The organism is Flavobacterium fluviatile, assembly GCF_010645065.1.
GTDB classification, from domain to species: domain Bacteria; phylum Bacteroidota; class Bacteroidia; order Flavobacteriales; family Flavobacteriaceae; genus Flavobacterium; species Flavobacterium fluviatile.
Genome location: NZ_JAADZW010000001.1, coordinates 603,948 through 629,568 on the forward strand (window position 1 = coordinate 603,948; position 25,621 = coordinate 629,568).

Annotated in this window: 13 protein-coding genes; 7 read left to right on the forward strand and 6 right to left on the reverse strand. The window is 36.0% G+C overall.

The window, feature by feature from the left end; all coding sequences use genetic code 11:
- Positions 1 to 4 precede the first annotated feature (4 nt).
- From GXM17_RS02165 to GXM17_RS02180, 4 genes are all read right to left on the reverse strand, one after another.
- A complete protein-coding gene (locus tag GXM17_RS02165) occupies positions 5 to 1,012 on the reverse strand; it encodes a family 43 glycosylhydrolase (RefSeq protein ID WP_163397637.1) in 1,008 nt (335 codons plus the stop codon).
- Between the two features lie 320 nt (positions 1,013 to 1,332).
- Positions 1,333 to 2,838 carry a sialate O-acetylesterase gene (locus tag GXM17_RS02170; RefSeq protein ID WP_163397638.1) on the reverse strand — a complete coding sequence of 502 codons (1,506 nt, stop codon included), beginning with the start codon at positions 2,836 to 2,838 and terminating at the stop codon, positions 1,333 to 1,335.
- A 364-nt stretch (positions 2,839 to 3,202) separates the two neighbouring features.
- Positions 3,203 to 5,308: a RagB/SusD family nutrient uptake outer membrane protein gene (locus GXM17_RS02175; RefSeq protein WP_163397639.1), complete on the reverse strand. Its 2,106-nt coding sequence runs from the start codon at positions 5,306 to 5,308 to the stop codon at positions 3,203 to 3,205.
- A 45-nt stretch (positions 5,309 to 5,353) separates the two neighbouring features.
- Entirely contained in the window at positions 5,354 to 8,536 is a 3,183-nt protein-coding gene (locus GXM17_RS02180; RefSeq protein WP_163397640.1) for a SusC/RagA family TonB-linked outer membrane protein, read from the reverse strand.
- 426 nt (positions 8,537 to 8,962) lie between these two features.
- Here GXM17_RS02180 and GXM17_RS02185 point away from each other — a divergent pair, with 426 nt between their 5' ends.
- The 7 genes from GXM17_RS02185 to GXM17_RS02215 all read left to right on the forward strand — a co-directional run bounded on the left by GXM17_RS02185 (position 8,963) and on the right by GXM17_RS02215 (position 20,746).
- On the forward strand, positions 8,963 to 11,761 hold the full coding sequence (locus tag GXM17_RS02185) for a glycosyl hydrolase (protein WP_163397641.1): 2,799 nt from the start codon (positions 8,963 to 8,965) through the stop codon (positions 11,759 to 11,761).
- An 18-nt stretch (positions 11,762 to 11,779) separates the two neighbouring features.
- Positions 11,780 to 12,904, forward strand: a complete 1,125-nt coding sequence (locus GXM17_RS02190) for a glycoside hydrolase family 88/105 protein (protein ID WP_163397642.1) — start codon at positions 11,780 to 11,782, stop codon at positions 12,902 to 12,904.
- Positions 12,904 to 14,688, forward strand: coding sequence for a prolyl oligopeptidase family serine peptidase (locus tag GXM17_RS02195; RefSeq protein ID WP_163397643.1), 1,785 nt, complete (start codon positions 12,904 to 12,906; stop codon positions 14,686 to 14,688). Before GXM17_RS02190 ends, GXM17_RS02195 begins: the two co-directional genes overlap by 1 nt.
- 445 nt (positions 14,689 to 15,133) lie before the next feature.
- The gene (locus GXM17_RS02200) at positions 15,134 to 16,939 is read left to right on the forward strand and encodes a type VI secretion system Vgr family protein (RefSeq protein ID WP_163397644.1); all 1,806 of its coding nucleotides are present in this window, start codon (positions 15,134 to 15,136) and stop codon (positions 16,937 to 16,939) included.
- A gap of 2 nt (positions 16,940 to 16,941) precedes the next feature.
- Positions 16,942 to 18,597 (forward strand): phospholipase effector Tle1 domain-containing protein, encoded by a 1,656-nt coding sequence (locus GXM17_RS02205; protein WP_163397645.1) that lies wholly within the window; start codon positions 16,942 to 16,944, stop codon positions 18,595 to 18,597.
- Between the two features lie 67 nt (positions 18,598 to 18,664).
- Positions 18,665 to 19,645 (forward strand): DUF2931 family protein, encoded by a 981-nt coding sequence (locus GXM17_RS02210; RefSeq protein WP_244307313.1) that lies wholly within the window; start codon positions 18,665 to 18,667, stop codon positions 19,643 to 19,645.
- A gap of 39 nt (positions 19,646 to 19,684) precedes the next feature.
- Positions 19,685 to 20,746, forward strand: coding sequence for a DUF2931 family protein (locus GXM17_RS02215; RefSeq protein WP_163397646.1), 1,062 nt, complete (start codon positions 19,685 to 19,687; stop codon positions 20,744 to 20,746).
- 208 nt (positions 20,747 to 20,954) lie between these two features.
- Here GXM17_RS02215 and GXM17_RS02220 read toward each other — a convergent pair whose 3' ends face one another.
- Both GXM17_RS02220 and glgB read right to left on the reverse strand, forming a co-directional pair.
- Positions 20,955 to 23,354, reverse strand: a complete 2,400-nt coding sequence (locus tag GXM17_RS02220; RefSeq protein WP_163397647.1) for a glycoside hydrolase family 31 protein — start codon at positions 23,352 to 23,354, stop codon at positions 20,955 to 20,957.
- 196 nt (positions 23,355 to 23,550) lie between these two features.
- Positions 23,551 to 25,455, reverse strand: coding sequence for a 1,4-alpha-glucan branching protein GlgB (glgB, locus tag GXM17_RS02225; protein ID WP_163397648.1), 1,905 nt, complete (start codon positions 25,453 to 25,455; stop codon positions 23,551 to 23,553).
- Between the last annotated feature and the right edge of the window lie 166 nt (positions 25,456 to 25,621).

Consider the following 25,621-nt stretch of genomic DNA (forward strand, 5'->3'; position numbering starts at 1 on the left):
TCAATTAATGTTTTAAATTAATATACACCGGTTTATCCCTATTACAGAAGATTTCTCCATTATTATATTCTAATTCGGCCACCTGTATAGAACTTATTCTTGTTTCAAAATTGTCAATTCCTTTATTTTCAGATGTTCTTCCCGGATGGGTAAAATAAAATACGTAGGCTTTACCATCATTTACAACAACATCTGCATGTCCTCCAATTACTTTATCATCTGTTCCCGTTCCCGGAATTTGAAGAATGTTTTTCTCCTGCCTTTTCCAGTTTATAAAATCATCCGAAGAGAAAACAGCCAAACCTTTCCACGGGTCTGTAATCATCCAGTTTTTTCCTTTCCAGCTAAAAATTTTAGGGCCTTCTCCCCTGTCTTTTACGACTTTTTTTCCGCTGTCTGTCCAATGGTACAAATCTTTGCTGTCTGCATAATAAATTGATTTTCCATCATTTTCATTGTTGTAATACATGCGCCAGTTTCCATCAGGCAATTGAAAAACTGAAGCATCAATGCAACGCTCTGAAGCCAGTTTTAGCTGTGATTCAAATTTCCAGTCAATTAGATTTTTACTTGTCAGGTGCACAATATATCTTGGATGTTTCCAATCTTCAAAAATACCCGGAACAATTGTCAGGTACATATGATATTTGTTCTTATGCTTAATGACTTCCGGAGCCCAATACGTAACGTCTGCAATTGTATAGCCAATATTGCAATTGGTTTTATATTTCCAGTGTGCCCCGTCTTCTGATTCGGCAATACCAATAGGAGTTCCGTGTACCCAGCTTACGCCGTTTCCTCCAATATTGGCTCTTCGGTTGGTATAAAACATCAGCCATTTTTTGTCCTTGTTACTCCAAATAATGGTAGGATCGGCTGCTCCGTCAAAAATAGGATCCCGATATAAAGGTTTGTCAGCTATTTCATTTTTTACTTGCTGAGCAAAAGCAGAAAGGCAAAATAAAAGGGATAAAAAAACTATTTTTTTGAAGTTTACGAAGGTCAATTTCATGAAAATAAAATAGGTTAATTTCAAATATATCTATTTATTGTCCGAATACTATCCTGTGCTATACTGCAGTTTTTAAGCATAAAAAGAGTGATTCGTACTTAGTCATTAGTGATTAGCTTTTCTTTTAGCTATCTTCACTAATCACTCAGTACTAACAACTTAATAATTAATACTTTACGATATTATTTTTTAATCAAAATTTTAAGCGTTTTAGTTCCTTCTTCACTAATTATTTTTAGAACTACACTCCGTGATTACGGATAGAAATACTGGATATTCTGATGAAACAAGAGCACTTTATAAAGTAACTTCGTTTTTAATTACCAGTCATCTGTACGAAAAGGCGATGCAGGTAAATTTTCGGCATTAAATAAATTAGGTTCAGGCACTGCTTTCCATGCAAAACGAACCGCTTTTGGATTTTTTACTTTTTCAGAAGAAACGATAATCGTCTTACCGTCTATTTTTGCAAAAGCCGGATAATAAACTTGATCATCTCCGGCAATTTCAAATTCTTTTAAATCTCCAGTTGTTTTTTTGAACCCTGAATCAGCATAATCAAAAAACAACTGAATCTTATCTTTTTTGATTTTCATATGATTATAAATTGGTCCTGAATACACCAATTTATTTTCGTTATATGTTTTTGCCATAGCTATCAGTGCCAGTCTGTGCCCTACAGTTTGTTTGTCAATTGGATGAATATTATTAGCATCTCCAACATCAGTAGTAACTGCCATCCCGCTATTGGGTATTGCTTTTAACGATAATAATTGCGCTTCCCTAATCTCCGGAGTCTGTCCTTTATGAGGCGTAATCTGAACATAATAAAAAGGGAAATCACCCTGTTTCCAGTCGTTTCTCCAGTTTTTTACCATAGCAGGAAATAAAGTCTGATACAATTTTGCCTTACCCGAATTACTTTCGCCCTGATACCAGATTACACCTTTCATTGTATAATTGATTAATGGGTGTAACATAGCATTATAAAGGACATACGAAGTTTTATTAGCTTCTTTTTTAGGCTTTTTAAGTTCCGTTTTTAAAGTATTGCCAGCCAGTTTTTCATTTTTTATATTTAAATAATAGGCTTCTAATTTTTCCTGATATATTTTTTCGTTTTTGGCATCTTCTTCCAAAATGGTTAAAAACTCCGGATTTTCTTCCAGAACATCCTGAGAAGTCCAGGCTTCTGCTTTTGTTCCGCCCCATGAAGAAGAAATCAGACCAATCGGGATTTTTAATTTCTGATACAACTCTCTCCCATAAAAATAAGCTACTGCAGAAAACGTTTTTATAGTCTCAGGAGAGCATGCAGCCCATCTTCCGCTAACATCATCAAGCGGTTTCGGAGAAGCATTTGTCAATACAGTAAACAACCTGATATTTGGAAAATTCGCTTTTCCGATTTCTTCTTCATAATTTTTAACTCCAGTTTTCCATGTACCATCTTCCTTCCCAACCGGAAAATACATATTCGACTGGCCGGAACAAATCCAGACCTCGCCAATAAGGACATTATTAAGAACAATTTTGTTTGAAGCATTAATGGTTATGGAATATGCTTTCTCGCTTCCCTGTGGGGTATCTATTGCTATTTTCCAGTTTCCTGTTGAATTCGCAATGACTTCTACTGAAGCATTTTGCCAGCCTAACTGGATATTTATTTTTTCGTTTGGAGATGCCCATCCCCATAAATTAACTTTTGCATTTTGCTGCAAAACCATATTATCACTAACCAAAGCCGGCAGTTTAACCTGGGCTTTTATAGAAAATGAAACGCTAAAAAAAATTAAAAATAAAAACTGATTTCGTATGAAATTCATGGGTTCAAAATTTAATGTTACAAACTTAAAAGTAAGCGACTCAAAGAATAAAGCTATCCTGTGCTACCCTGTTTATTATAGATTGTAAAATAAAAAAAGGGCAAAACTATGTCATGCCCTTTAAAATTAAAACCACTTAATTTTTTTTATCAATTACCATTAAATTCCCAAACTATATTTTGAAAGATTTAATGTTCAAATTTATTGATTGCATCTCTCTTAACAATCCTGTTGCACCCTGCTTTACATAAAAAAAGATTAGCACATTAATAAAAAAGATCTCCTGATTTTGTCTTATACTGTATAAACAAAAACCGCCTCAGTTGAGGCGGTTAAAAAACAATTTATAGAAATGGGGCAAAAATTAATAACCTGGGTTTTGCCATGCAGCTTTTTGAGCAGGAGTTAAATTTGTTCCATCTGCATTCGTCAAAACATCAATGAATGTTTGAGGAATAGGACGCAATTCGTGTTTGTTTGCAGTAATCATTGGGGCAGCTTCAGTATTAAATGCTTTAGCGCGTTTAATTAATGTCCCTGTACGGGAAAGTGTTTCCCAACGCTGAAATTCACCTAATAACTCACGACTGCGCTCATTAAGGATAAAATGCAATGCACGCTCATAGTCACTTCCAGCTCCAACCTTAGTAAGAACTGCCTCATCTTCAGCTGGCAAGTTAGCAGGAAAAGTTGTCAGTCTCAAATTTGAAGCAGCAGTCGTAACGGCTACGCCTGGATTAGATAAATAGTAGGTATTCATATCTAAATTTGCATTTATAAAATTTGTTGCCAAAGTACCAGTGTTTAACGGATTGGTTTTAAAAGCCTGTGAACCATCACTGTAATAAGATCTGTTTTCTCCATTTTTCCATTGCGCTCTTTCCCTCACAGTATTGATGTCTTTCATTGCATTTCCATAATCCCCCTGACGTACATAACATTCTGCACGTAATAAATACGTTTCAGCAAGACGTGCCATAATACCATCACGATTAGAATTTGCTCTTTCTCCGGTACGTGATCCACAATCTGTTTTATTGATACCAGCAAAGAAATTACAAACAGTTGTCGTTCCAAAATTTGGCGCTACATAAGTTCCGTTTTGATACAAAACTAACGAATTTGGCACAAATTGACCGGTTTTACTTGTCAGACTACCTGCAGTTGGAGTTTGCCTGTTTCCTATAGTCCATTCAGGTAAACGTCCTGCGTCATCTTTCCAGTTTGGTCCCTGAGCAGAAGCACCAAATTTATAAGAATTATAAGTGTTGTCATTTTTAGTGTTCAAAATCATCACAATACCCGGATCACCTAATTTAACTCCATTTGGATTTGGTGTCCTTACACTTGTAACACCATACACTGTTTTAAAGGTCTTCCACATACGTGCATCATTTACATGATCATAAACTGCATAAGAGTATTCAGTAGGACGACAACGCTGAAAATCCATAGCACCTATCCATACACCACGTGTAACCCAGCCTCCTGAAAAATTAGAAAACTGAGGTGTAAAAAAACTAAATGTACGGTTTTCAAAACGACCTGCAGTAGCTGCATCTCCATTAAAACCTGCCGACATTAAAATCTCACTTAACTGCTCATTCGCATTGTCAATTCCTGTCCAATTTGCATAAAGATCACTATAATTTGGTGTTAATACACCTCGTGCACCAATAGCATAGGTACAAGCATCAACTGCCTCTTTTAAATCCGCATCCTTATAAGAACTATTCCATGCATTATTACGTTCAGAAACACGGAACAACAAAGCTTTTGCAAGAAAATGTGCTGCAGTTGCTTTGGTCCAGGTAATGCCTTTACCATACGTATAAACTTCACCCTCAAAAAGAGAATAAGCATTACGAAAATCAGATATCACCTGCTCCCAACATTGTTCCGCGGTTGCACGATCATAATTTCGAACAACAACACCTTCTAAAGGCTCAGTTTGAAGAGCAACACTACCATATTGAGCCGTTAACTTATAATAATTAAAGCCTCTTAAAAAATAAGCATGTGCCAGACAACGGTTTCGAATCTTTAAATCAGTAATTACTGTTGGTGCTTTAGCAATAATAGTATTAGCAGATGCGATACCATAATACATTTGGTCCCAAAGATCTGCTGGACTCGTAGCATTACCGTTAGCTGCCCCAGTAGCAACAGTAGAGCCAGCCGGGTTCAAACGACTATCGTACTTATTCCACATTTCATTCGTGAGATCGTTTGCATTCGTAAATTCATCAGTTCCATAAAGCGTAGTACCATAAGACCACTCAAAAGCAAAGTGCCAGCGAATATTGCCATATAGCGATACAGTCAGGGCCTGCAATCCTTCCGGTGTATCAAAATAAGCTGTCGAAAAAGCATTTGTTTGTTCTTCGTCCAGAAAATCTTCCGAACAGGAGCTAAAAAACAATCCAGTCATTAACAAAAGACCGATTCCTATATTTTTAATATTATTCATTTTTATACTTTTATTGTTATATTTCAATTACTTACAAATATATTACTAAAATCCAACCTCAATACCCATTACGAAACTGCGGTTAAAATAAGTCCTGTCCGTATCAAAATCATACCAGTCTAAAGACTGATAGATACTTCCAGGATTTACTGCCTGAGCATAAATTTTCATATTTGACAGTCCAATGTTGCTTGTAACATCTTTAGGTAAGTTATAGCCTAAAGAAATATTACGAATTTTTACAAATGACGCTTTTTTAAAGCCAAGAAGTCCAGAATAAGCATCCTGAGAACCTGAAGATGACTGGCCCAAAATTGGTTTTTGGAATTCTGCATCAGTATTATCCGGTCTCCAGTAATCTATTTTAATTTGATTTGCAGTACCAGTCATTGCCTGAGCACCTAAATTAGCAGTGTATCCCATTCTTCCGTAAAGATTTATTCCTAACTCAATACCCTTATAAGTAAAATTGTTATTCCAACCCATAGTCCAGTTAGGATTATTATTACCTAAAACTACACGATCCTCAGCATTCATTACATAGTCCCCATTTTGATCTTTTGGTCGCACTTTACCTGGCGAAAAATTCTCTCCTTTGGCATTCCATTTCGCCATTTCAGTCTGATCTTCCGGAGTATCCTGCCATAATCCCTGATTATCATAACCAAAACGAACAGCAATAGATTCTCCAATAAACCATGAATTACCCACCATGTCTTGTTTACCATTTACCAATTCTTCAATTTCATCCTTTTGCCATGCACCATTTAAATTTGTTTCCCATGTGAAACCAATGGCAGTTTGTATAGGGATAAGATTAAGGGTTAACTCAACCCCTTTGTTTTGCGTTTTTCCAATATTAGTAACGATATTAGGATATCCTGTTACACTTGGTATACGTGCTTCTAGTAGCAAATCTTCTGTAAAACTTTTGTATGCTTCAATACTTCCGCTAATTCTATTGTTTAAGAAACTAAAATCAAGTCCAAGATTATATTGTGTAGTTCTTTCCCATTTCAAATTAGGGTTAGGCATTCCCGTAAGATCTACAGGAGCAGTATAAAAAGGCTCATTTGTAGTTTGCCCCATTTGGTTGCTAATACCATTAAAAGGAAGATAGATTGTACGAAGGTTTCCTAATGTACCATAAGGATCAACAGCAGAATTACCTACACTACCAACTCCTAGTCGAAGTTTTAGATTTTCTATCCAGTTTACATCTTTCAAGAAATCCTCATTATTGATACGCCATGCTAATGCTGCAGATGGAAAAAAGTCCCATTTATTACCTTCAGATAATACCGAAGCACCATCCCAACGTCCCGAAACAGTCAACAAATAACGGTTATCAAAACCATAGTTAAAACGGGCCATGTAAGAAACAAGGCTTCTTTCTATAATATTAGATCCCATAGAAGCCTTATTGTTAGCATTTGTAACATCCACCTGCCCCATAGCATTCCATAAGAAAGAAGGCTTAGGTATATTATTTGCACTCATAGAGGAAGTCTCGATATCCCAAGCAGATGCGGTTTGTAGTAAAGTAACTCCAATTTTATGTTTTGCAGCAAAAGTACGATCGTAATTAATCATATTATCAAGAGTCCATGACAAATCGCGACGGTTTTGAAGCCTTGCAAAATTAACCCCTGCAGATCCATTAGAATTTATCTTATGTGACGAAGTTCCATCAATATAAACACCCTCTCTCCAATGACGAAAATCAGGTCCAAAATTTATTTTATAAGTAAGTCCTTCAATTGGTTTCCAAATTTTACCAAAATCAATAGAAGCAGAAAAATTTCCTAAAAGACGAAATGTTTGAGATTGCTGTGTGCTTTTTTCCCATTCATCCATTATAGTATAAATACCATTTTCTCCACCCGGGTTAATGATAATATTACCATTTGCATCATATGGGACCGCATGATTAAAAATTTGCTTAGCAGTACCGTATATAGCATCCGGAACAGAGCTACTTCTCCCACTCAGATTTGACATCCCATAATCCTGATCACTCCAGGAACCATTTAAAGAGGCAGTCATCTTAAACCATGAGACAGGCGTGATATTAGAACTCAGTTTTGCTGTATAACGTTTGTACCATTGTCCTTTCTGAGTACCCGTATTATCCAGATAACCAATAGAAGCATAGGTATTCACTTTTTCAGAACCTCCGCTTGCACTTAAGACATGTTCCGTAGTAATTCCTGTTTGTGTAACTATATCTGTCCAGTTTGTATTAGTTACTTTAGAAGCATCCCATGTACCGCTTTCCCAACCTTTCAATACATTAGCCTGTGAGGTATTACCATCAACAGGACTACGAAAAATGTATTCATCATTTGCATATGTAGGTGAATCAGGATGAGCCCATGGCACTTTCACTCCATTAACGGTGCGCTCAGGGCTATTGTAGGCCGCCCAACGTTTGAAAGTAATAAATTCAGATGCACTCATTGACGGTGCCCTGTCTACTATATCCTGAGTGGTTACAGTACCTGCATAATTCATAGTGAACCTGCCCGATTTTCCTTGTTTAGTTGTTACGATGATAACACCGTTTGCTCCACGTGAACCATAAATAGCTGCAGCAGAAGCATCTTTAAGAATATCCATCGATTCAATATCCCTTGGATTAAGTGTTTCAATACCAGATGCTGACATCAAAGGAACACCATCTACAACATATAACGGATCACTACCTGCGGTTATTGAACGCTGGCCACGAATACGTACTCTACCAACGGTTCCCGGACGTTCTGTAGTTGTGATATCAACCCCTGCAACCTTACCTTGCAATGCCTCTACAGCATTTGGCACTGGTCGATTCATTAATTGCTCAGCATTTACACTACCAATTGCTCCAGTTAAATCAGATTTCTTTTGCGTCCCATAACCAACCACAACAATCTCGTTAAGTTGTGCTATTTCCTCTACCAATTTTACATTAATCTCTGAATTCTGAGCAACTGTTATTTCCTGACTTTTTGAGCCAGTAGAAGAAAAAACCAAGACCTGACCAGGTGCTGCACTAATAGAATATTTACCGTCAAAATCAGTACTAGTACCCGTCTTTGTACCTTTTAAGAGAACATTCGCCCCTGGTATCGGCAATCCCGATGCATCAGTGATTGTTCCTTTAACCACTTTGTTTTGCGCATAACCAGATGTGTGCAATAATGCAAACATGCTCAAAAGCAGCAAAAGACTAAATTTGTTTTTCATAAAAATAATTTTTGGTTAATTAATTAGTTTAACCAAATTTATCCAGAAGTACCTCTCACCGCATCCTGTAGTATCCTGTTAATTTTCAGTATATTATGTATTGTATTTAATTTTTATTTAACAAAATGAAGACAACTTACTGATTGACAACATCAAAAACACTGTTTATGTTGCTTGTAAAGCATTTAAAATTTAACTAAATTATTTTTACACATTCATAATTTTTATAACAAAAAACTAACATATCAAAAAAAAACACACCTTATAACATATTCACTAAAATATTATCAATAATTGATTACAGGATGCAGCAGGATAGCAATTTCATAAAAGCAATATATTTTTACTCAATTAGCTAATACGAAAAAATGCTGAATTATTAGTTAATTAGAAAAATAATTTCAACCCATTGAATATATCCCCATAATGAAACATACCAAAACCTATTTCACTTTCTTATTTATCCTTTGTTTTATAATTAATTCCTCCTCACAGGACTTAAATTCTCCATGGCCAAAATCTACTAATATCAATCAGCCCTGGGCCCGTTGGTGGTGGATGGGAAGTGCTGTAGATAAACCTAACTTAAAAAAGAGTCTTGTTGATTTTCATAAAGTTGGAATTGGCGGTGTAGAAATAACTCCTATATATGGTGTAAAAGGCGAAGAAAATAATTTCATTGATTATTTGTCTCCAAAATGGATTGAAATGCTTGATTACACGATTCATATAGCAGACAGTCTTAACATGCAGGTGGATATGGTTCTGGGTACAGGATGGCCGTATGGCGGTTCTCATGTTACCTTACCTCACGCAGCCACAAAACTGATTGTCGAAAAATACCAGCTAAAAAAGAATGAAACAATTGATCGCTCTATTAAACATGAAGATCCTAAAGAAAAAAACCCTGCTGAGCTTTTATATGTAATAGCATACGGAAGCGACGGAAGTTATGTAAACCTGACTGATCAGTTAAAAAATAAAAATTCAAAACTAAATGATAAAGGCATCGAAGGAGCTTCTGTTGTTTTACCGAATACCTCAGAACCAAACAAACTAAAATGGAAAGCAAAAAAAACAGATTATACCCTATATGCTGTTTTTAGCGGCAAAACCGGACAACAGGTAAAACGATCGGCTCCGGGTGGAAAAGGATTTACTTTAGATCATTATTCGGAAGAGGCTTTGAATGCTTATGTAGTTCCGTTCAACAAAGCTTTAAAAGGGCGTGAAGGAAAAATCAGGGCTGTTTTTAATGACAGTTATGAAGTTTACGGAACTGACTTTACCCCAAATTTTTTCGAAGAATTCCAAAACCGAAGAGGTTATGATCTTAAAAAGCAACTGGCATTATTGTTAGGTGAAAAAGATGACGAAGTTTCTAACCGGATAAGAAGCGATTACAGACAAACCATAGCCGACTTATTATTGAATAAATTTGATAAGCCGTGGACGCAATGGGCACATTCAAAAAACTTTAAAACCAAGCTTCAGGCTCATGGATCTCCCGGAAATTTGATTGACTTGTACGCCTCTGCGGATATACCCGAATGTGAGACTTTTGGATCGATGCCGTTTGATATTCCGGGTTTCAGACGTGAAAAAGACGATATCCGCGAAGGTGATGCTGATCCGGTGATGCTTAAATTCTCTTCTTCTGCAGCACATATTTCTGGTAAAAATCTGGTATCCTCTGAAACTTTTACGTGGCTGAGAGAGCATTTTAAAACCGCCTTGTCACAATGCAAGCCTGAAGCTGAAGATTTAATGCTAAACGGAGTGAATCATATCTTTCTTCATGGATCTACTTATTCGCCAGACAGAGCCGTTTGGCCGGGATGGAAATTTTATGCTTCTGTAAATTTTAATGCAAACAACAGCATTTGGGAAGACGCTCCTGCCCTGTTCTCCTACATATCAAACTGCCAGTCCATGCTGCAGCAGGGAAAAGCGGACAATGAAATATTGCTTTACTGGCCTATTTTTGACAATTGGGACAAGTTTAAAAAAGGAAGTTTATTTGTTGAATACAAAATACACTCTTTAGACGAATGGCTGCATGGAACTCCATTTTACAATACTACAAAAGAACTGATGAAAAAAGGGTACGGAGTTGATTTTATCTCTGATAATTTTATTGCTGAAGCCAAAGTGAAAAATGGTAATATTGTTCTTCCGGGCGGTGTTTTCAAATCATTAATTATTCCTGCATGCAAAAAAATGCCATTGGCAACTTTGCAAAAACTGATCGAATTACAAAAAGCTGGCGGTAAAATATTTTTTCAGGGATTGCCTGAATCTGTTCCGGGTTTTAATGATTATAAAAATCAGGAAGCAAAACTTCAGTCTGTTTTGGTTGAAAATAAAGAAGCTGTAAAACCTGTTTCGGATATTTTTGAAACGTTGGAAAAGGCTCAGATATATCCTGAAACACTTGTAAATACAGGTTTAAAATTTATCAGAAGAAATGTTGACGGAGAAAAAATATATTATTTGGTAAATCACACACCAAAAACAATCGACGGATTTATTCCGTTAGAAATTGGCAATAAAGAAGTAGTGATTTTTAATCCGTTAAATAGAAATTTCGGAAATGCAATTGTTCAGAAAACAGCCAAGAATACTTTGGTAAAAGTCAAAATTGAACCGGGACAATCTTATTTTTTGAAAACAGAAAATACTGCTTCACAAAAAAAATGGAACTACTACGAACCAACTGCTGATGCTATTGCATTAAAAGGAAACTGGAAAATTAATTTTGATAAAGGCGGACCAAAATTACCTCCAGCTGCGACAGTTTCAAATCTTGAATCATGGACAAAATTAGGTCCGGAAGCTGAAGCTTTTTCCGGATCTGCGACATATACTTTAGAATTTGACAATCCGAATGCTAAAACAGAGTCGTGGAGTTTAAATCTTGGAGATGTTCGCGAAAGTGCAAAAGTCTGGTTAAACGACGAATTCGTTGGTACGGCATGGTCTGTTCCTTATAAATTAAATATTGGAAAATTAAAACCAGGAATAAACACTTTAAAAATTCAGGTAACGAACCTTTCTGCAAACCGAATTCGAGATAAAGAATTAAAAGGCGAAGAATGGAAGATTTTCTATGAAATCAATATGGTTGACAAAGATTATAAAAAATTCGATGCTGCCAAATGGAATCCAATGCCATCCGGATTATTAGGACCTGTTACAATTACACCTTTAAAACAACAAAATTAATTTCTCAATAATAATAAAATGAAAAAGTTACTTTTAGTTTTCGCTTTATGCTTTTTATATACGAAAACCACAAACGCACAACAGCCATTTGATAAAAAACTGGTACTAAAACAAATGATTCTGGCAAATGATTATTTTATGCAAAAATGGCCTGAAACGGGTAAAACAATCATCACCAATAAAGAACGTCCAAGCAATATCTGGACTCGTGGTGTTTATTATGAAGGATTAATGGCTTTGCACGAAATTTTCCCAAAAGAAGCGTATTACAAATATGCTTATGACTGGGCAGAGTTTCACAAATGGGGATTCAATGGCGGAAATGTAACCCGAAATGCAGACAACTACTGTGCTGCCCAAACCTATATTGATTTATACAATTTAGAACCTGATGCTAAAAAATTAAAGAATACCAAAGCCAACATCAATATGCTGCTTAATACTCCTCAACTAGACGACTGGTCTTGGATTGACGCGATTCAGATGGGAATGCCGGTTTTTGCCAAAATGGGAGTTTTGGAAAAAGATAATCGCTATTTTGAAAAAATGTATCAAATGTATATGTATTCAAGAAACAAACATGGCGATAACGGACTTTTTAACCCAAAAGATGGTTTATGGTGGCGTGATGCTGATTTTGATCCTCCATATAAAGAACCAAATGGCGAAGACTGCTACTGGAGCCGTGGTAATGGCTGGGTAATTGGCGCTTTGGCAAAAGTATTGACGATAATTCCACAAAATGCACCTCACAGAGATCAGTATGTAAAAGATTTAAAAGCAATGGCTGCAGCTTTAGTCCCAATTCAAAGACCTGACGGATTCTGGAATGTAAGTTTACATGATCCTACCAATTTTGGAGAAAAAGAAACATCCGGTACTGCTTTATTCGTTTACGGAATGGCTTATGGAATCAACAGCGGAATTCTGAAAAAAGAAACGTATTTACCTGTAATCGAAAAAGCATGGAATGCTATTACTAAAGACGCTTTGCATGATACAGGATTTTTAGGCTATTTACAATCTACAGGAAAAGAGCCAAAAGACGGACAGCCATTATCATACGATAAAATCCCTGATTTTGAAGATTACGGATTGGGTTGTTTTCTACTTGCAGGATCTGAAATTTATAAAATGAAATAATGAAAAAAGCATTCTTCTATTTTATTTCTCTGGGAATAAGCCTTTCAGTATTCTCACAAAAAAAGGAAATTCCACTATGGGATAAAGTTCCTGATGCTATTGAAAATAAAGAATATACAGAGAAAATTGTTACCAACAAAGATGGAATTGCTGTAGATATCCGCAAAGTAACCGTGCCTACTCTCACAGCCTATTTTGCAGATCAGGAAAAATCAAACGGAACATCAGTCATAATATGTCCCGGAGGCGCTTACGGCATGCTGGCCATTGATAAAGAAGGTTATAAAGTTGCGGAATGGTTTAACAGCCTGGGAATAAATGCTTTTGTTTTAAAATACCGACTGCCGAGCGATTTGATTATGAAAAACAAAACTGTTGCTCCATTGCAGGATGCTCAGGAAGCCGTTCGTCTGGTTAGAAGAAATGCTGCAAAGTGGAAACTGGATCCTGATAAAATTGGTTTTATGGGCTTTTCTGCAGGAGGTCATCTGGCATCAACTTTAGCGACTCATTATGACGATAAGGTATATACTCCTAGTGATACAACAAGTGCAAAACCTAATTTTTCAATTTTGATTTATCCAGTAATTTCCATGCAGGAAGGTGTTACACATCAGGGTTCAAAAGACAATTTATTAGGTAAAAATGCTCAGGGAGAAATAGTTGATAAATATTCGAATGAAAAGCAGGTAACAGCTTCAACACCAAAAACATTTTTAGTTCATGCTACTGATGATAAGGCCGTTCCTGTAGAAAACAGTATCAATTATTATCTGGCTTTAAAAAAAGAAAAAGTTTTGGCAGAAATGCATTTATATGAAAACGGAGGTCATGGTTTTGGTCTGGGCGTAAAAGGCACTAATGCATACTGGCCTGAAACCTGCAGAAAATGGCTTGCTGTAAACGATTATAATTTAAAAAATGATGGTTATCTATTCACCTATTTTAAAGGTAATGGTGAAGACGGACTGCATTTAGCTTACAGCGAAGACGGTTACAAATGGAATACCCTAAAAAATGACACCTCTTTTTTGACACCAGAAGTTGGCAAAGATAAACTTATGCGCGATCCTTGCGTTATAAGAGGCGGAGACGGATTATATCACATGGTATGGACGGTAAGCTGGACAGATAAAGGAATTGGGTATGCTTCTTCAAAAGATTTGATTCAATGGTCAAAACAGGAATTTATTCCGGTTATGGTACATGAAAAAAAGACAAGAAATACCTGGGCTCCGGAAATCACTTACGACGAGAAATCTAAAAACTACATGATTTACTGGGCTTCTACAATTGACGGAAAGTTTCCGGAAACCAAATCAGAAGAAGAAAAAGGATACAATCACAGGATTTATTACACTACAACTAAAGACTTTAAAAAGTTCTCTAAAACCAAATTGCTTTATGAACCTGGTTTTAATGTCATTGATGCTTCTATTGTAAAGACTGAAAATGGCTACACCATGTATCTAAAAGATGAAACAAAAGTACCCGTTCAGAAAAATTTAAAAATAGCAAGCAGCAAAAAACTGGAAGGTCCCTACACAAAAGCAAGCGAACCAATTACAGGAAATTATTGGGCTGAAGGACCTACTGCTATTCAAATAGATAATGAATGGATTGTGTATTTTGACAAATATACCCAGAAAAAATATGGCGCTGTTAAACAAACCTCCAAAGGCTGGGAAGATATTTCTGAGCAGGTTAGTTTCCCAAAAGGCACACGCCACGGAACTGTAATTAAAGTTTCAGCGGCTGAAATAAATGCTTTAAAAAAAGAATAGAATTTTACATATTTCAAAACATGAGTCTCCTTTAAATTCACCCATACTATTAAAATTAAACTTTTATTTTTCTTTCTATAGCTTTACAAAAGGTTGTCCGAAAAAATATAGGACAGCCTTTTTTTATTCCAAAATATTTGGATACCTGAAAGATGTAATTACATATTTTGACTTTTTTGTACACTTCAGATTGTTTGACAAGAGACTAATATACTCTTCATTTAAAGTCTGATTATAAAAATTGATTATATTTTCAGTATTAATAAAATACGGCAATAAATTATAGAATTTTAAACCGGAATGCAAGATTAATAAACTTCTAAATCTGTCTTATACAACTACATAAGAATAATAAAATACAATTTTATCAGAATATGTTTGCAAAAGTAAATTTAAGTTCTATTTTTGAAAATAAATTCTTACTTAATATATCCCCAAATTACTTATGGCACATTTTTCAGATCAGGTACACATCAGCATAGGAAGTTTTACCCAAAACGTGGTTTATTATAACTTAGAATTGTCACAAAAGATGGCCGATCACCATCATTTTTCTTTCGTTTGGCAATATACCGGCAAGGCGATCATCAATCCGGCAGATCAGGCAAAGGCCATCAGAACCTATCTCGGAGATGAAGTCATCTTTACCTTTAAAAGCCTTACGGGAATCCGTTTGATGAGCAAAGGAATCATTACAGAACTTTCTTCTATAGATCTTCATGGCAGCGCCGAAGGATTACATGTCAAAGGTATTAGCCACACTATCGTTCTTGATGATATGAAAAAATCGAGAACCTACCAGCAAAGAGGTATGAATGATATTGTACTGGATATTTTAGCAGAAGGTCCGGGAGAATTTTACGAAAGAGATGCTATAAAAGCTACTTATCTGCAGGAATTTCAATACTTGGCGCAGTATAACGAAACCAATTTTGATTTCTTGAAGCGATTGGCCAAACGTTACGGACAATGGTTTTATTTTGACGGAATGCGAATGCAGTTCGGACAGACCAAAACCAGTAAAATAAAACTCATCAACGGTTCTTCGCTGCATAATTTTAAAATACAGGCGAATATGGTTTCGCATAAGATTTCTTTGGGAGGTTATGATTACAATGGAGCATCCAGTATTCGTAATGCTTCAGCCAGAACTGCAGGAGGCAGCAAAGACAGCTTTTCAGCAGTTATAGGACACAATCAGGGAACGGTTGCACAAAACGACCTGAACAATGGAGCTTTCACAACCAATGCCCAAAGCAATGAAGAAATTGAAGAAATGGTCAGACTGCAAACCGCAGGAAGTGATGCCAATAGCGTATATTACAGCGGTACTTCTTATTTTCCGTTAGGACTTGGACAGGTTTTTAGTATTATAAACCAGACTGTAGAACATGAACTCATTGTGACAGAAGTATCACACATCTCGCAGGTTCACGGAAATTATTGCTGCAATTTCAAAGCTATTCCGGCAGATGTTGCAGCACCACATTATACAGATGTACATACATTTGCCAAAGCAGAAACACAGCCAGCCAAAGTAAAAGATAATAATGATCCGCAAGGATTGGGACGTATAAAAGTACAGTTCAACTGGGCAGGCGGAAATTCAACTGACTGGATCCGAATGATACAGCCACACTCAGGCTCAGGCAAAGGATTTTATTTTATTCCGGAAATCGATGAAGAAGTTTTAGTAGGTTTTGAAGGAAGCAATGCACAGAATCCGTATGTTTTGGGAACGCAATACAATGGAAGTGAAACCAGTGGTTATGCAGACGGTCAGAATAATGTGAAGGCAATTCACACCCGTTCAGGAATCAAATTTATTCTGAACGACGGCGATGGAAGTATTTTGATTGAAGATCCAAGCGGCAATACCTGGAAAATGGATGGCCAGGGAAATATTGATGTGAATGCTCCTAAAAACATGACCTTCAATGCTGGTGAGAATATTAATATGAATGCCGGACAAAATATGAATACCAATGTTGGCCTTAATAAAACCAATACTGTTGGCGGAAATTATACCGAAACAATTACAGGTTCAAAAATTATTTCTATCGGAATAAATTTCACCTTAAATGTTGTAGGAAGTATGTTTGAATGGATAAAAGGGAATAAAGAAACCGAGAGCAAAGACATTAAAGAAATGGCTCAGGAAGTTTTTTTAAATAGTACCGAAAAAAACATCAATGTACGAGGTGCCAAAAATGTAAATAACTATAGTGGAGAAATATCTAAAAACGGTTAGTCATGAGCATTACAAGAATTATAGGCGGCACCTTAAAAAAAACCGCTACAGACGATATTGATATACGTGCAACCAAAGGTAATGTAGACTTTATTGCGGCTCAAAATAACAATTGGTACGGAGATGAAGATGGCATTTTTTATCACAATTATGAGCCTTTGCATGCTGCTGATTCTATGAGTGACTGTATTACAATTACATTAAATATTTTTTTTGATGGTACCCAAAACAATAAAACCAATACAATAGAAGGTAAAAATTATAAGGAATCGAACCATGAAGACGATAGTTATACCAATGATTTTACCAATGTCGCCCGGGGGTATGATACTGTAGCTACAAATGTTTCTTTTCAGGAGAGTATTTATATAGAAGGGATAGGTACAGAAGATTTAGAGAGTGACGATATTTTACCGGATGTTGCGCTGGGCATAGGCAATAGAGGAGTAATGGCAAAAGTAATAAAGGCGTGTGTTGAAGCTGGGAAAAAAGTTTCGAAGAAGAAATACAAAGGAAAAAAAATAGATGAATTAAAAATAAATGTTTTTGGTTTTAGCCGTGGTGCAGCGGCAGCCAGACATTTTTTGCATGTTGCCAATAGTCCCGCTATTATTTTTAATACTGATAGGGAGAACAACATAACGGTAAACACACCTCATAGCTACCAGGGAATGGAAACTGCAGATTTTAGGTTTAAGGTATCCTACAGCCCTTTATTATACAAACACGGTTATTTTGCAGCCTGCTTGCTGAAAAACGAAATTAATCCAAAAACAATTAAATTCAATTTTACAGGGCTCTATGATACGGTTGCTTCTTACGGGATTTATCATGGCAATGATGTAAGCGACTTAGATCTTAATGCCATTAAAAATTCACATTTTGTTTTTCAGCTTTCGGCTGATGATGAATATAGAGAAAATTTTGACCTTACCGATATCACAAGTGCAGGATTAAATGGGCTAGAATATACCTTGCCGGGCGTACATTGTGACATAGGCGGTGCTTATAATGATCTGGAAGACGAAGTTTCTGTTTTGTATTACAAAAGAGAATCAATATACAACAGGGTAATTCATGATACGGATATCGAGATTGAAAAATTTAGACAAATAGTAATTAACGAAGGCTGGTATAAACCCTATCAAATTACTGCAGGCGTTCTTCGTGATTCAGATTTAGGTACAGAAACAAAAGGAAGCGTTGATGATGCCGAAACATTCTATACCGTTGTGGGCACTAGAAAAGGTCTACGCAATACTTATGACAAAATACCTCTAAAAAAGATGTTTTTTTTCTCCGATCATTTTGGTGTGAAATATGACACTAATATAATTGAAAATAAACACGAAATAAGTGATGTTTTTTTGCAGGGAGTTTACAATCAAATAATGAACTATATGAAAGCCTGCAGTGATTTGCGAAATGAATATATAAAGAACAAACCAACATTAGCACAGGAATACTTAAATGAGTTGCGACAACTATCGTATCTTGATTATATAAATCCTGAGGATTTAAAAACCTTACGAAACGAATACCTACACTGGTCCGTAAAAGCCAATAAATTTGGACTGGAAACACGCGAAAGCCAGGCACCATCTAAAGAAGGCGCTTTGTTACAAAAATATAGAAAAAGAGAAACACATCATGGATAAAATAAAAAAAATCGTATCGTATTGTAGTTTAGTAGCTGTTGCTTTTACCCAATTAATTAGTTGTCAAATGAAAAAAGAATTACCGCAATTTCACGTAGAAATGTGCGACCCAGAGAGCAAATATAGAATCGAACCTGTTTATGATAATATAAAAACCCTCCAAGGAAACCGAGCTTCGTTTCCTTATGGAGGCTCCTCAGGAGAATGGGGAGATTCTCATAAATCATGGACAGAACAATATGGAACTCCAATAGGAGCTGACATTACCTATTATGCAAGGTATGAAGATACCTTTTATCGCTTGAATATAGATTTTCCAGTAGAAAAGATGGAGGATTTGACCAAAAGATTTTATTGTAATAATGAAGATTTAGAATATAACGAAGAGCTAAAGGAATATGTATATGAGAGAAAATTTGATCAAAGAGCCTATACTGAGTTTAGAGATCTGGTTTTTGGTTTTGCACCAAAAGGGATGGTTGTGGTTTGGCTGCGGTATGGTGCTACCCAAAAAGAACTCGGTCGTTATCAGGCAGAAGTCGTAAAAGATGACGCAGCTCTGGAAAAAAAATTATTTGCATCATGGTCAATGAATCGAAAACAAGTACGTGAAAAACATTTTAATCCAGATATAAGCCCTGTAAAATGGGATAATTATCGAACTAAATATGTTTGGCGTCCTGTAATAACTTCTATAAATTCAAATTTCAGACTTTTTGATGTAATGACTGAATATTTTAATGGAGAATTTGAAATTGCAGTTCGACCTATATCATTACATCCTGCTAAACGAAAAAGGGCTATCCCGAGTGCTATTACTTTTTTTTGGGAAACAGGCAAAGGAGAAAAATTTGAAGGAAGAGTCTTTTTTGACTGGCAAAAAACCAATGAACAATTTAAAAATGAGAATACCGGAGATAATGAAATTCAGATAAAAATAAGCGAAGATAATAGCGGTTTTGAAGTGTTCTTAAATAATAAACCCTTAGAAACAGTTAATAAAAGATTGTATTTAAGTGAGCGAAAATTTAAAGAGTCCTATAAATAACTAGCCATTCATTTGACAACAAAAAAAGAGAAATACATCATGGATAAAATAAAAAGAAAAGTACTGTATCGTAGTTTAGTAGCTGCTGTTTTTACCCAATTAATGAGTTGTCAAATGAAAAAAGAATTACCGCAATTTCACGTAGAAATGTGCCATCCTGAAAACAAATATAGGATCGAACTGGTTTATGATAAAATAAAAACTATTGAGAAAGGATGGTCAGCCTCGTTTCCTTACGGAGGCTCTTCAGGAGAATGGGGTGCTGCGCATGCACACTGGACAGAACAGTATGGCACCCCTATCGAGGTAAATGTTACCTATTATGCTAAATATGAAGACACCTTTTACCGCTTGAATGTAGATTTTCCTGTGGCTACTATGGAGGATTTAACCAAAAGATTTTATTGTAATTATGAAGATTCAGAATATAACGAAGATCTAAAAGAATACGTATATGAGAGAAAATTCGACCAAAGAGCCTATACGGAGTTTAGAGATCTGGTTTTTGGCTTTGCACCAAAAGGGATGGTTGTGGTGTGGTTGCGGTATGGTGCTACTCAAAAAGAACTGGGGCGCTATCAGGCAGAAGTTGTCAAAGACGACAAAGCATTAGCGGACAAATTATTTTCATCCAGAATCACAGTTTCAAGGCAACAAATAAGAAATACCCGAATGATTCCAGATGCAAACCCTGCAAAATGGGATAATTACCGTAAGAAATATGTTTGGCGACCTGTAATAGCTTCTACAAATTCAAACTTCAGACTTTTTGAAGTTATGACTGAATATTTTAATGCAGAATCTGAGGTTGGAGTTCGACCTATATCATTACATCCTGCCAAACGAGAAAGGGCTATTCCGAGTGCTATTACTTTTTTTTGGGAAACAGGCAAAGGAGAAAAATTTGAAGGAAGAGTCTTTTTTGACTGGCAAAAAACCAATGAACAATTTAAAAATGAGAATACCGGAGATAATGAAATTCAGATAAAAATAAGCGAAGATAATAGCGGTTTTGAAGTGTTCTTAAATAATAAACCTTTAGAAACGGTCAATAAAAGACTGTATTTAAGTGAGCAAAAATTTAAAGAGTCCTATAAATAAACGTATCATTTATTTGCAACGCAAAAGAAAAATACACCGTGGTAGTGTCAAAAAATAATGACACTATCCTAAAAGTATTTGAGTTTAAAATAACGGGGTTTGACTTTTAAAACTTGCGCCCTTTTTCAATTTGCTAGAAATATCTGACGAATATTAAAAGCCAAGTCCAAAACGGATTTGGCTTTTTGATTTCATAATATAAAAGAAATTATTCCCCAATAATATGAAGCTCATTAAACCCTTTATCAACAATTAAAAAACGGTTCAATTCAAAATCATCGGCATTAAATTCAATCTTTTCATTGTCAATTTCAATTTCAGTCACTTTAAAAGGCAATCCTATAAAATTTATTTTGTATTTACTGTAAGGAGTTTCGTATTTCCCTTCTTTATGAAGCTGAATAATTAATTCTTTTTCTTTTCCTATAGTTCTGAAAGATAAAAAGCTAAATCGGCCTTTTTTATAATCATAACCATCCTGTGCATCTTCATAAACTTCTGATTTTTCCTTTCCTATTTTGAAGTAATAATCGAGTACAAGTTCATCAAATTCTAATTCCCCAACATATTGCTGAACCGGATATTTCGGGATAATTGACCCTGCTTTTACAAAAACCGGAATTTCATCAAGCTTAGTGTCAATCCATATTTCTCTTCCTCCTGTTGCAAATTCATTTGTCCAATAGTTGTACCATTCACCTCTTGGAATATACATACGTCTTCCTACAGCATTAGGCTCCAGAATCGGACAGACTAATATGTGATTTCCAAAGATAAATTCATCATTACGGTAATGTGTCTGCGTATCATCCTGATCGTAGTAAACCAAAGGTTTTAGCATTGGAATTCCTTCTTCGATATACTGCCAGAACATGGTATATAAATATGGGAGTAACTGATAACGAAGGCTCACAAATTTTCGGGTAATATTGATTACTTCTTCATCAAAAGCCCAGGGTTCCTGATTTCCATGATCTCCTGAAGAATGTGTTCTGCAAAAAGGGTGAAAAACACCTAACTGAATCCAGCGTGCGTACAATTCACCTGTTGGCTGTTCGGCGAATCCACCTATATCAGATCCTGTAAAACCCATTCCGGAAATACTCATACGCTGAACCTGAATGTTCGCAATCCACAAGTGTTCCCATGTTGCTACGTTATCACCTGTCCACGAAGAGGTATAACGCTGAGCACCTGAATAAGCAGATCTTGTAATGACAAATGGACGCTTTGGATATACAAATCGTTTTACACCATGGTAAGTTGCCCTTGCCATTTGCGTACCGTAGATATTATGTGCTTTCCTGTGACTGCAGGGATTTCCATCATAAAAGTGACGTACATCCATTGGGAAAGTTTTATTCGGAACCTCCATAACGGCAGGTTCGTTCATATCATTCCACACTCCTTTTACACCAATGTCTGAGATTAATTCCTTAAACAATCCAGCCCACCATTCTCTTACTGCAGGGTTGGTATAATCCGGGAAATTACATTCGCCCGGCCAGACCTTTCCTTTCATATAAGGCCCGTCAGCTCTTTTACAGAAATAGTCTTTTTCCAGACCTTCTTTATAAACCCAGTAGTTTTTATCAATTTTGATTCCCGGGTCAATAATTACTATGGTTTTAAAGCCATCTTCGGCAAGTTCTGCAACCATTTTCTTTGGATCAGGAAAATAATCCTTATTCCATGTAAAACATCGAAAACCATCCATATAATCAATATCCAGATATATGGCATCACAAGGAATTTTAAGTTCCCTGAATTTTGAAGTAATTTCTTTTACCTTACTCTCCGGATAATAACTCCATTTACACTGATGATACCCTAAAACCCAAAGTGGCGGTAATTCCGGCTTACCAGTCAAATGAGTATAAGTAGTAACCACATCCTGCATTTGGGGGCCATAAACGAAATAATAATTCATTTCTCCACCTTCACTCCAGAAACTGGTCACGTTTCTTCTCTCCTGACAGAAGTCAAAAAAAGTTCTGAAGGTGTTGTCAAAGAAAATCCCGTAAGATTGTTTGTTATGAAGGCCAATGTAAAAAGGAACTACTTTATATAAAGGTTCCTGATCTTTATGATAAGCATATTGATCCGTAGCAAAATTTTCAACTCTTTTGCCTTTTAAATTCATTTGCGTGGCTTTGTCACCAAGACCGTAAAAACATTCACCATCCTTTGATGATTTACTCATTTTTACAATGTTTCCGCCATATTCGTAGCTTTCCTCCCAATGAAAGCCAAGTTCGTCTTCGAGAATTAAAAAATCATTTAGATCGTAAACCGACAAACGAAGATCTGCCTTTTTAATTTTACATTTTACTTTACTGGTCCTGATTTCAAAATGATTTTCTTCTTCGGCAACATTCAGAAAATTATAACCATGCAGCTGACTTTTATCAATTGCATACGAAAAATCATTACTAAAATAGCCTTTTGTGGTAAAACGAAAACGAATTAAACTGTCCCTGAGAATAGTGACTTTTAAAATTACGTTATTGTCTGTGTAAAAAGAAATGGAATCGCCTTCATGTTCATACGAAACGACTTTGGATGGAAATAAATTGCCCTTATATTCTAGTGCGGTATTTGTAATCATATGAATAATGAATTAATTTTGAATGATACTGCCTTTAGTTTCAAACTTACAAAAAAACTTAGTAATCCCCTATGAATAAAAGGTTTATTAACGAAAACGTTTTTTCTAAATGAGTGATAAATTACACATCAAAAAAAAACTAATTCAGTAATTTATATCCTTTAAAATGACAAAATCACAGCATGGACGAAATCGATTATACAAAAGAATAAACCGTAACACTTAAAGGAGGCAAAATTAATTCTACAGAATAATCTCTTCCATCATAAGGAGAAGATTCTATTTTTACTATTCCTGAATTTGCGACACCGCTTCCGCCGTAAAGTTTGGAATCACTATTAAAAATTTCTTTCAGGTTTCCTTTTTGAGAAATTCCAATTCTGTAATTCTCCCGGACAACCTGAGTAAGATTGCAGACAACAACCAGGTTTTCCTTAGCTTTGTTTCCTTTTCGCAGATAAGATATAACCGCATTTTGATGATCGGAATAGTTAATCCATTCAAAACCATCTCCGGTAAATTGTTTTTCATACAACGCCGGACTCGATTTGTACAACTGGTTCAAATCTGTAATTAGATCTTTTACCCCTGAATGAAAATCATATTTCAATAAATGCCAGTCCAGGCTGTTCTCAAAATTCCACTCGGCCGTTTGCCCAAACTCAGCTCCCATGAATAACAACTTGGTTCCGGGATGCGTAAACATGTAACCGTAAAGCAATCTTAAATTGGCAAATTTCTGCCATTCATCACCCGGCATTTTATAGACAATTGATTGTTTTCCATAAACCACTTCATCATGTGAAAAAGGGAGCATGAAATTTTCGGTAAAGGCATAGGTCATCGAAAAAGTCAAATCGTTTTGATGGTATTTTCTGTAAACCGTTTCTTTCTGAAAATATTTTAAAGTATCGTGCATCCATCCCATCATCCATTTCATCCCAAAGCCTAAACCTCCAAAAGAGGTTGGTCTGGAAACCATCGGAAAAGAAGTGCTTTCTTCTGCAATGGTTTGAACGCCGTTGAAATTAGCGTAAATAACTTCATTAAATTCTTTTAGGAAACTTATTGTCTCCAGATTTTCCCTTCCACCATAAATATTAGGCTCCCATTCGCCATCATTTCTGGAATAATCCAAATACAACATTGACGCTACGGCATCAACACGTAAACCATCAACATGATAATTCTGAAGCCAGAAAACAGCATTACTAATTAAAAAAGCACGAACCTCATTACGACCATAATTAAAAACAAGGCTTTTCCAGTCCGGATGATAGCCTTTCCTGCGGTCAGGATGCTCATATAAATGCGAACCATCGAAGAATCCTAAACCGTGTGCATCATCTGGAAAATGTGACGGCACCCAGTCCAGAATCACACCAATACCCGCCTGATGGAGTTTGTCAACCAAGACCATAAAATCCTGTGGTTTGCCAAAACGGGATGTTGGAGCAAAATAACCCACCAGCTGATAACCCCATGAAGGATCATAAGGATACTCCATAACCGGCATAAATTCTACATGTGTAAAACCGGTTTCTTTAACATAAGCAACCAAATCGTCAGCCAATTCGAGATATGTCAGGAACCTATTGTCATTCCCGCGCTTCCAGGAGCCCAAATGTACTTCATAAACCGAATAAGGTTTATCCAGTGCATTGTGTTCGTGACGTGACTGCATCCACTTTTCGTCTTTCCAGTTATAATCTAAATCCCAGACTACTGAAGCCGTATGTGGCGGTTTTTCACAGTATAAAGAAAAAGGATCGGCTTTTTCGGTAATAATCCCATCAATATGAGACTGTATTTTGTACTTGTAAATAACACCTTTATCTAAATTTGGTATAAAACCTTCCCAAATTCCCGAAGAATCCCAACGCACCTGCAGTAAATGTTCTCCCTGAGTCCAGTAATTAAAATCCCCTACAACTGAAACAGATTGGGCAGTTGGCGCCCAGACAGCAAAATAAACACCTTTTACCCCATTGACTTCAATTAAGTGCGCACCCAGTTTTTCATATAACCTGAAATGCTTCCCGGCTTTGAACAAATCAATATCAAAATCAGTAAATAGAGAATGCGTAATAACGTTGGACATATTTTTTTAGTAATTAGTAACTAGTGCTTAGTCCTTAGTCCTTAGCAATTAGTAATTAGTTTTTTGTGTAGAAATTTTGTTATCAATACTTAGTGACAGTCCTTTTGTAAAAGCAAATATTTTTTTACTAATTACCAGGGACTGATTACTACGGAATAAGCACTAA

What these genes read in the sequence shown, in the direction of transcription:
- GXM17_RS02165 (WP_163397637.1), bottom strand. Translation starts at nt 1,012, where the DNA reads ATGAAATTGACCTTCGTAAACTTCAAAAAAATAGTTTTTTTATCCCTT.
- GXM17_RS02170 (WP_163397638.1), bottom strand. Translation starts at nt 2,838, where the DNA reads ATGAATTTCATACGAAATCAGTTTTTATTTTTAATTTTTTTTAGCGTT.
- GXM17_RS02175 (WP_163397639.1), bottom strand. Translation starts at nt 5,308, where the DNA reads ATGAATAATATTAAAAATATAGGAATCGGTCTTTTGTTAATGACTGGA.
- GXM17_RS02180 (WP_163397640.1), bottom strand. Translation starts at nt 8,536, where the DNA reads ATGAAAAACAAATTTAGTCTTTTGCTGCTTTTGAGCATGTTTGCATTA.
- GXM17_RS02185 (WP_163397641.1), top strand. Translation starts at nt 8,963, where the DNA reads ATGAAACATACCAAAACCTATTTCACTTTCTTATTTATCCTTTGTTTT.
- GXM17_RS02190 (WP_163397642.1), top strand. Translation starts at nt 11,780, where the DNA reads ATGAAAAAGTTACTTTTAGTTTTCGCTTTATGCTTTTTATATACGAAA.
- GXM17_RS02195 (WP_163397643.1), top strand. Translation starts at nt 12,904, where the DNA reads ATGAAAAAAGCATTCTTCTATTTTATTTCTCTGGGAATAAGCCTTTCA.
- GXM17_RS02200 (WP_163397644.1), top strand. Translation starts at nt 15,134, where the DNA reads ATGGCACATTTTTCAGATCAGGTACACATCAGCATAGGAAGTTTTACC.
- GXM17_RS02205 (WP_163397645.1), top strand. Translation starts at nt 16,942, where the DNA reads ATGAGCATTACAAGAATTATAGGCGGCACCTTAAAAAAAACCGCTACA.
- GXM17_RS02210 (WP_244307313.1), top strand. Translation starts at nt 18,665, where the DNA reads ATGAAAAAAGAATTACCGCAATTTCACGTAGAAATGTGCGACCCAGAG.
- GXM17_RS02215 (WP_163397646.1), top strand. Translation starts at nt 19,685, where the DNA reads ATGGATAAAATAAAAAGAAAAGTACTGTATCGTAGTTTAGTAGCTGCT.
- GXM17_RS02220 (WP_163397647.1), bottom strand. Translation starts at nt 23,354, where the DNA reads ATGATTACAAATACCGCACTAGAATATAAGGGCAATTTATTTCCATCC.
- glgB (WP_163397648.1), bottom strand. Translation starts at nt 25,455, where the DNA reads ATGTCCAACGTTATTACGCATTCTCTATTTACTGATTTTGATATTGAT.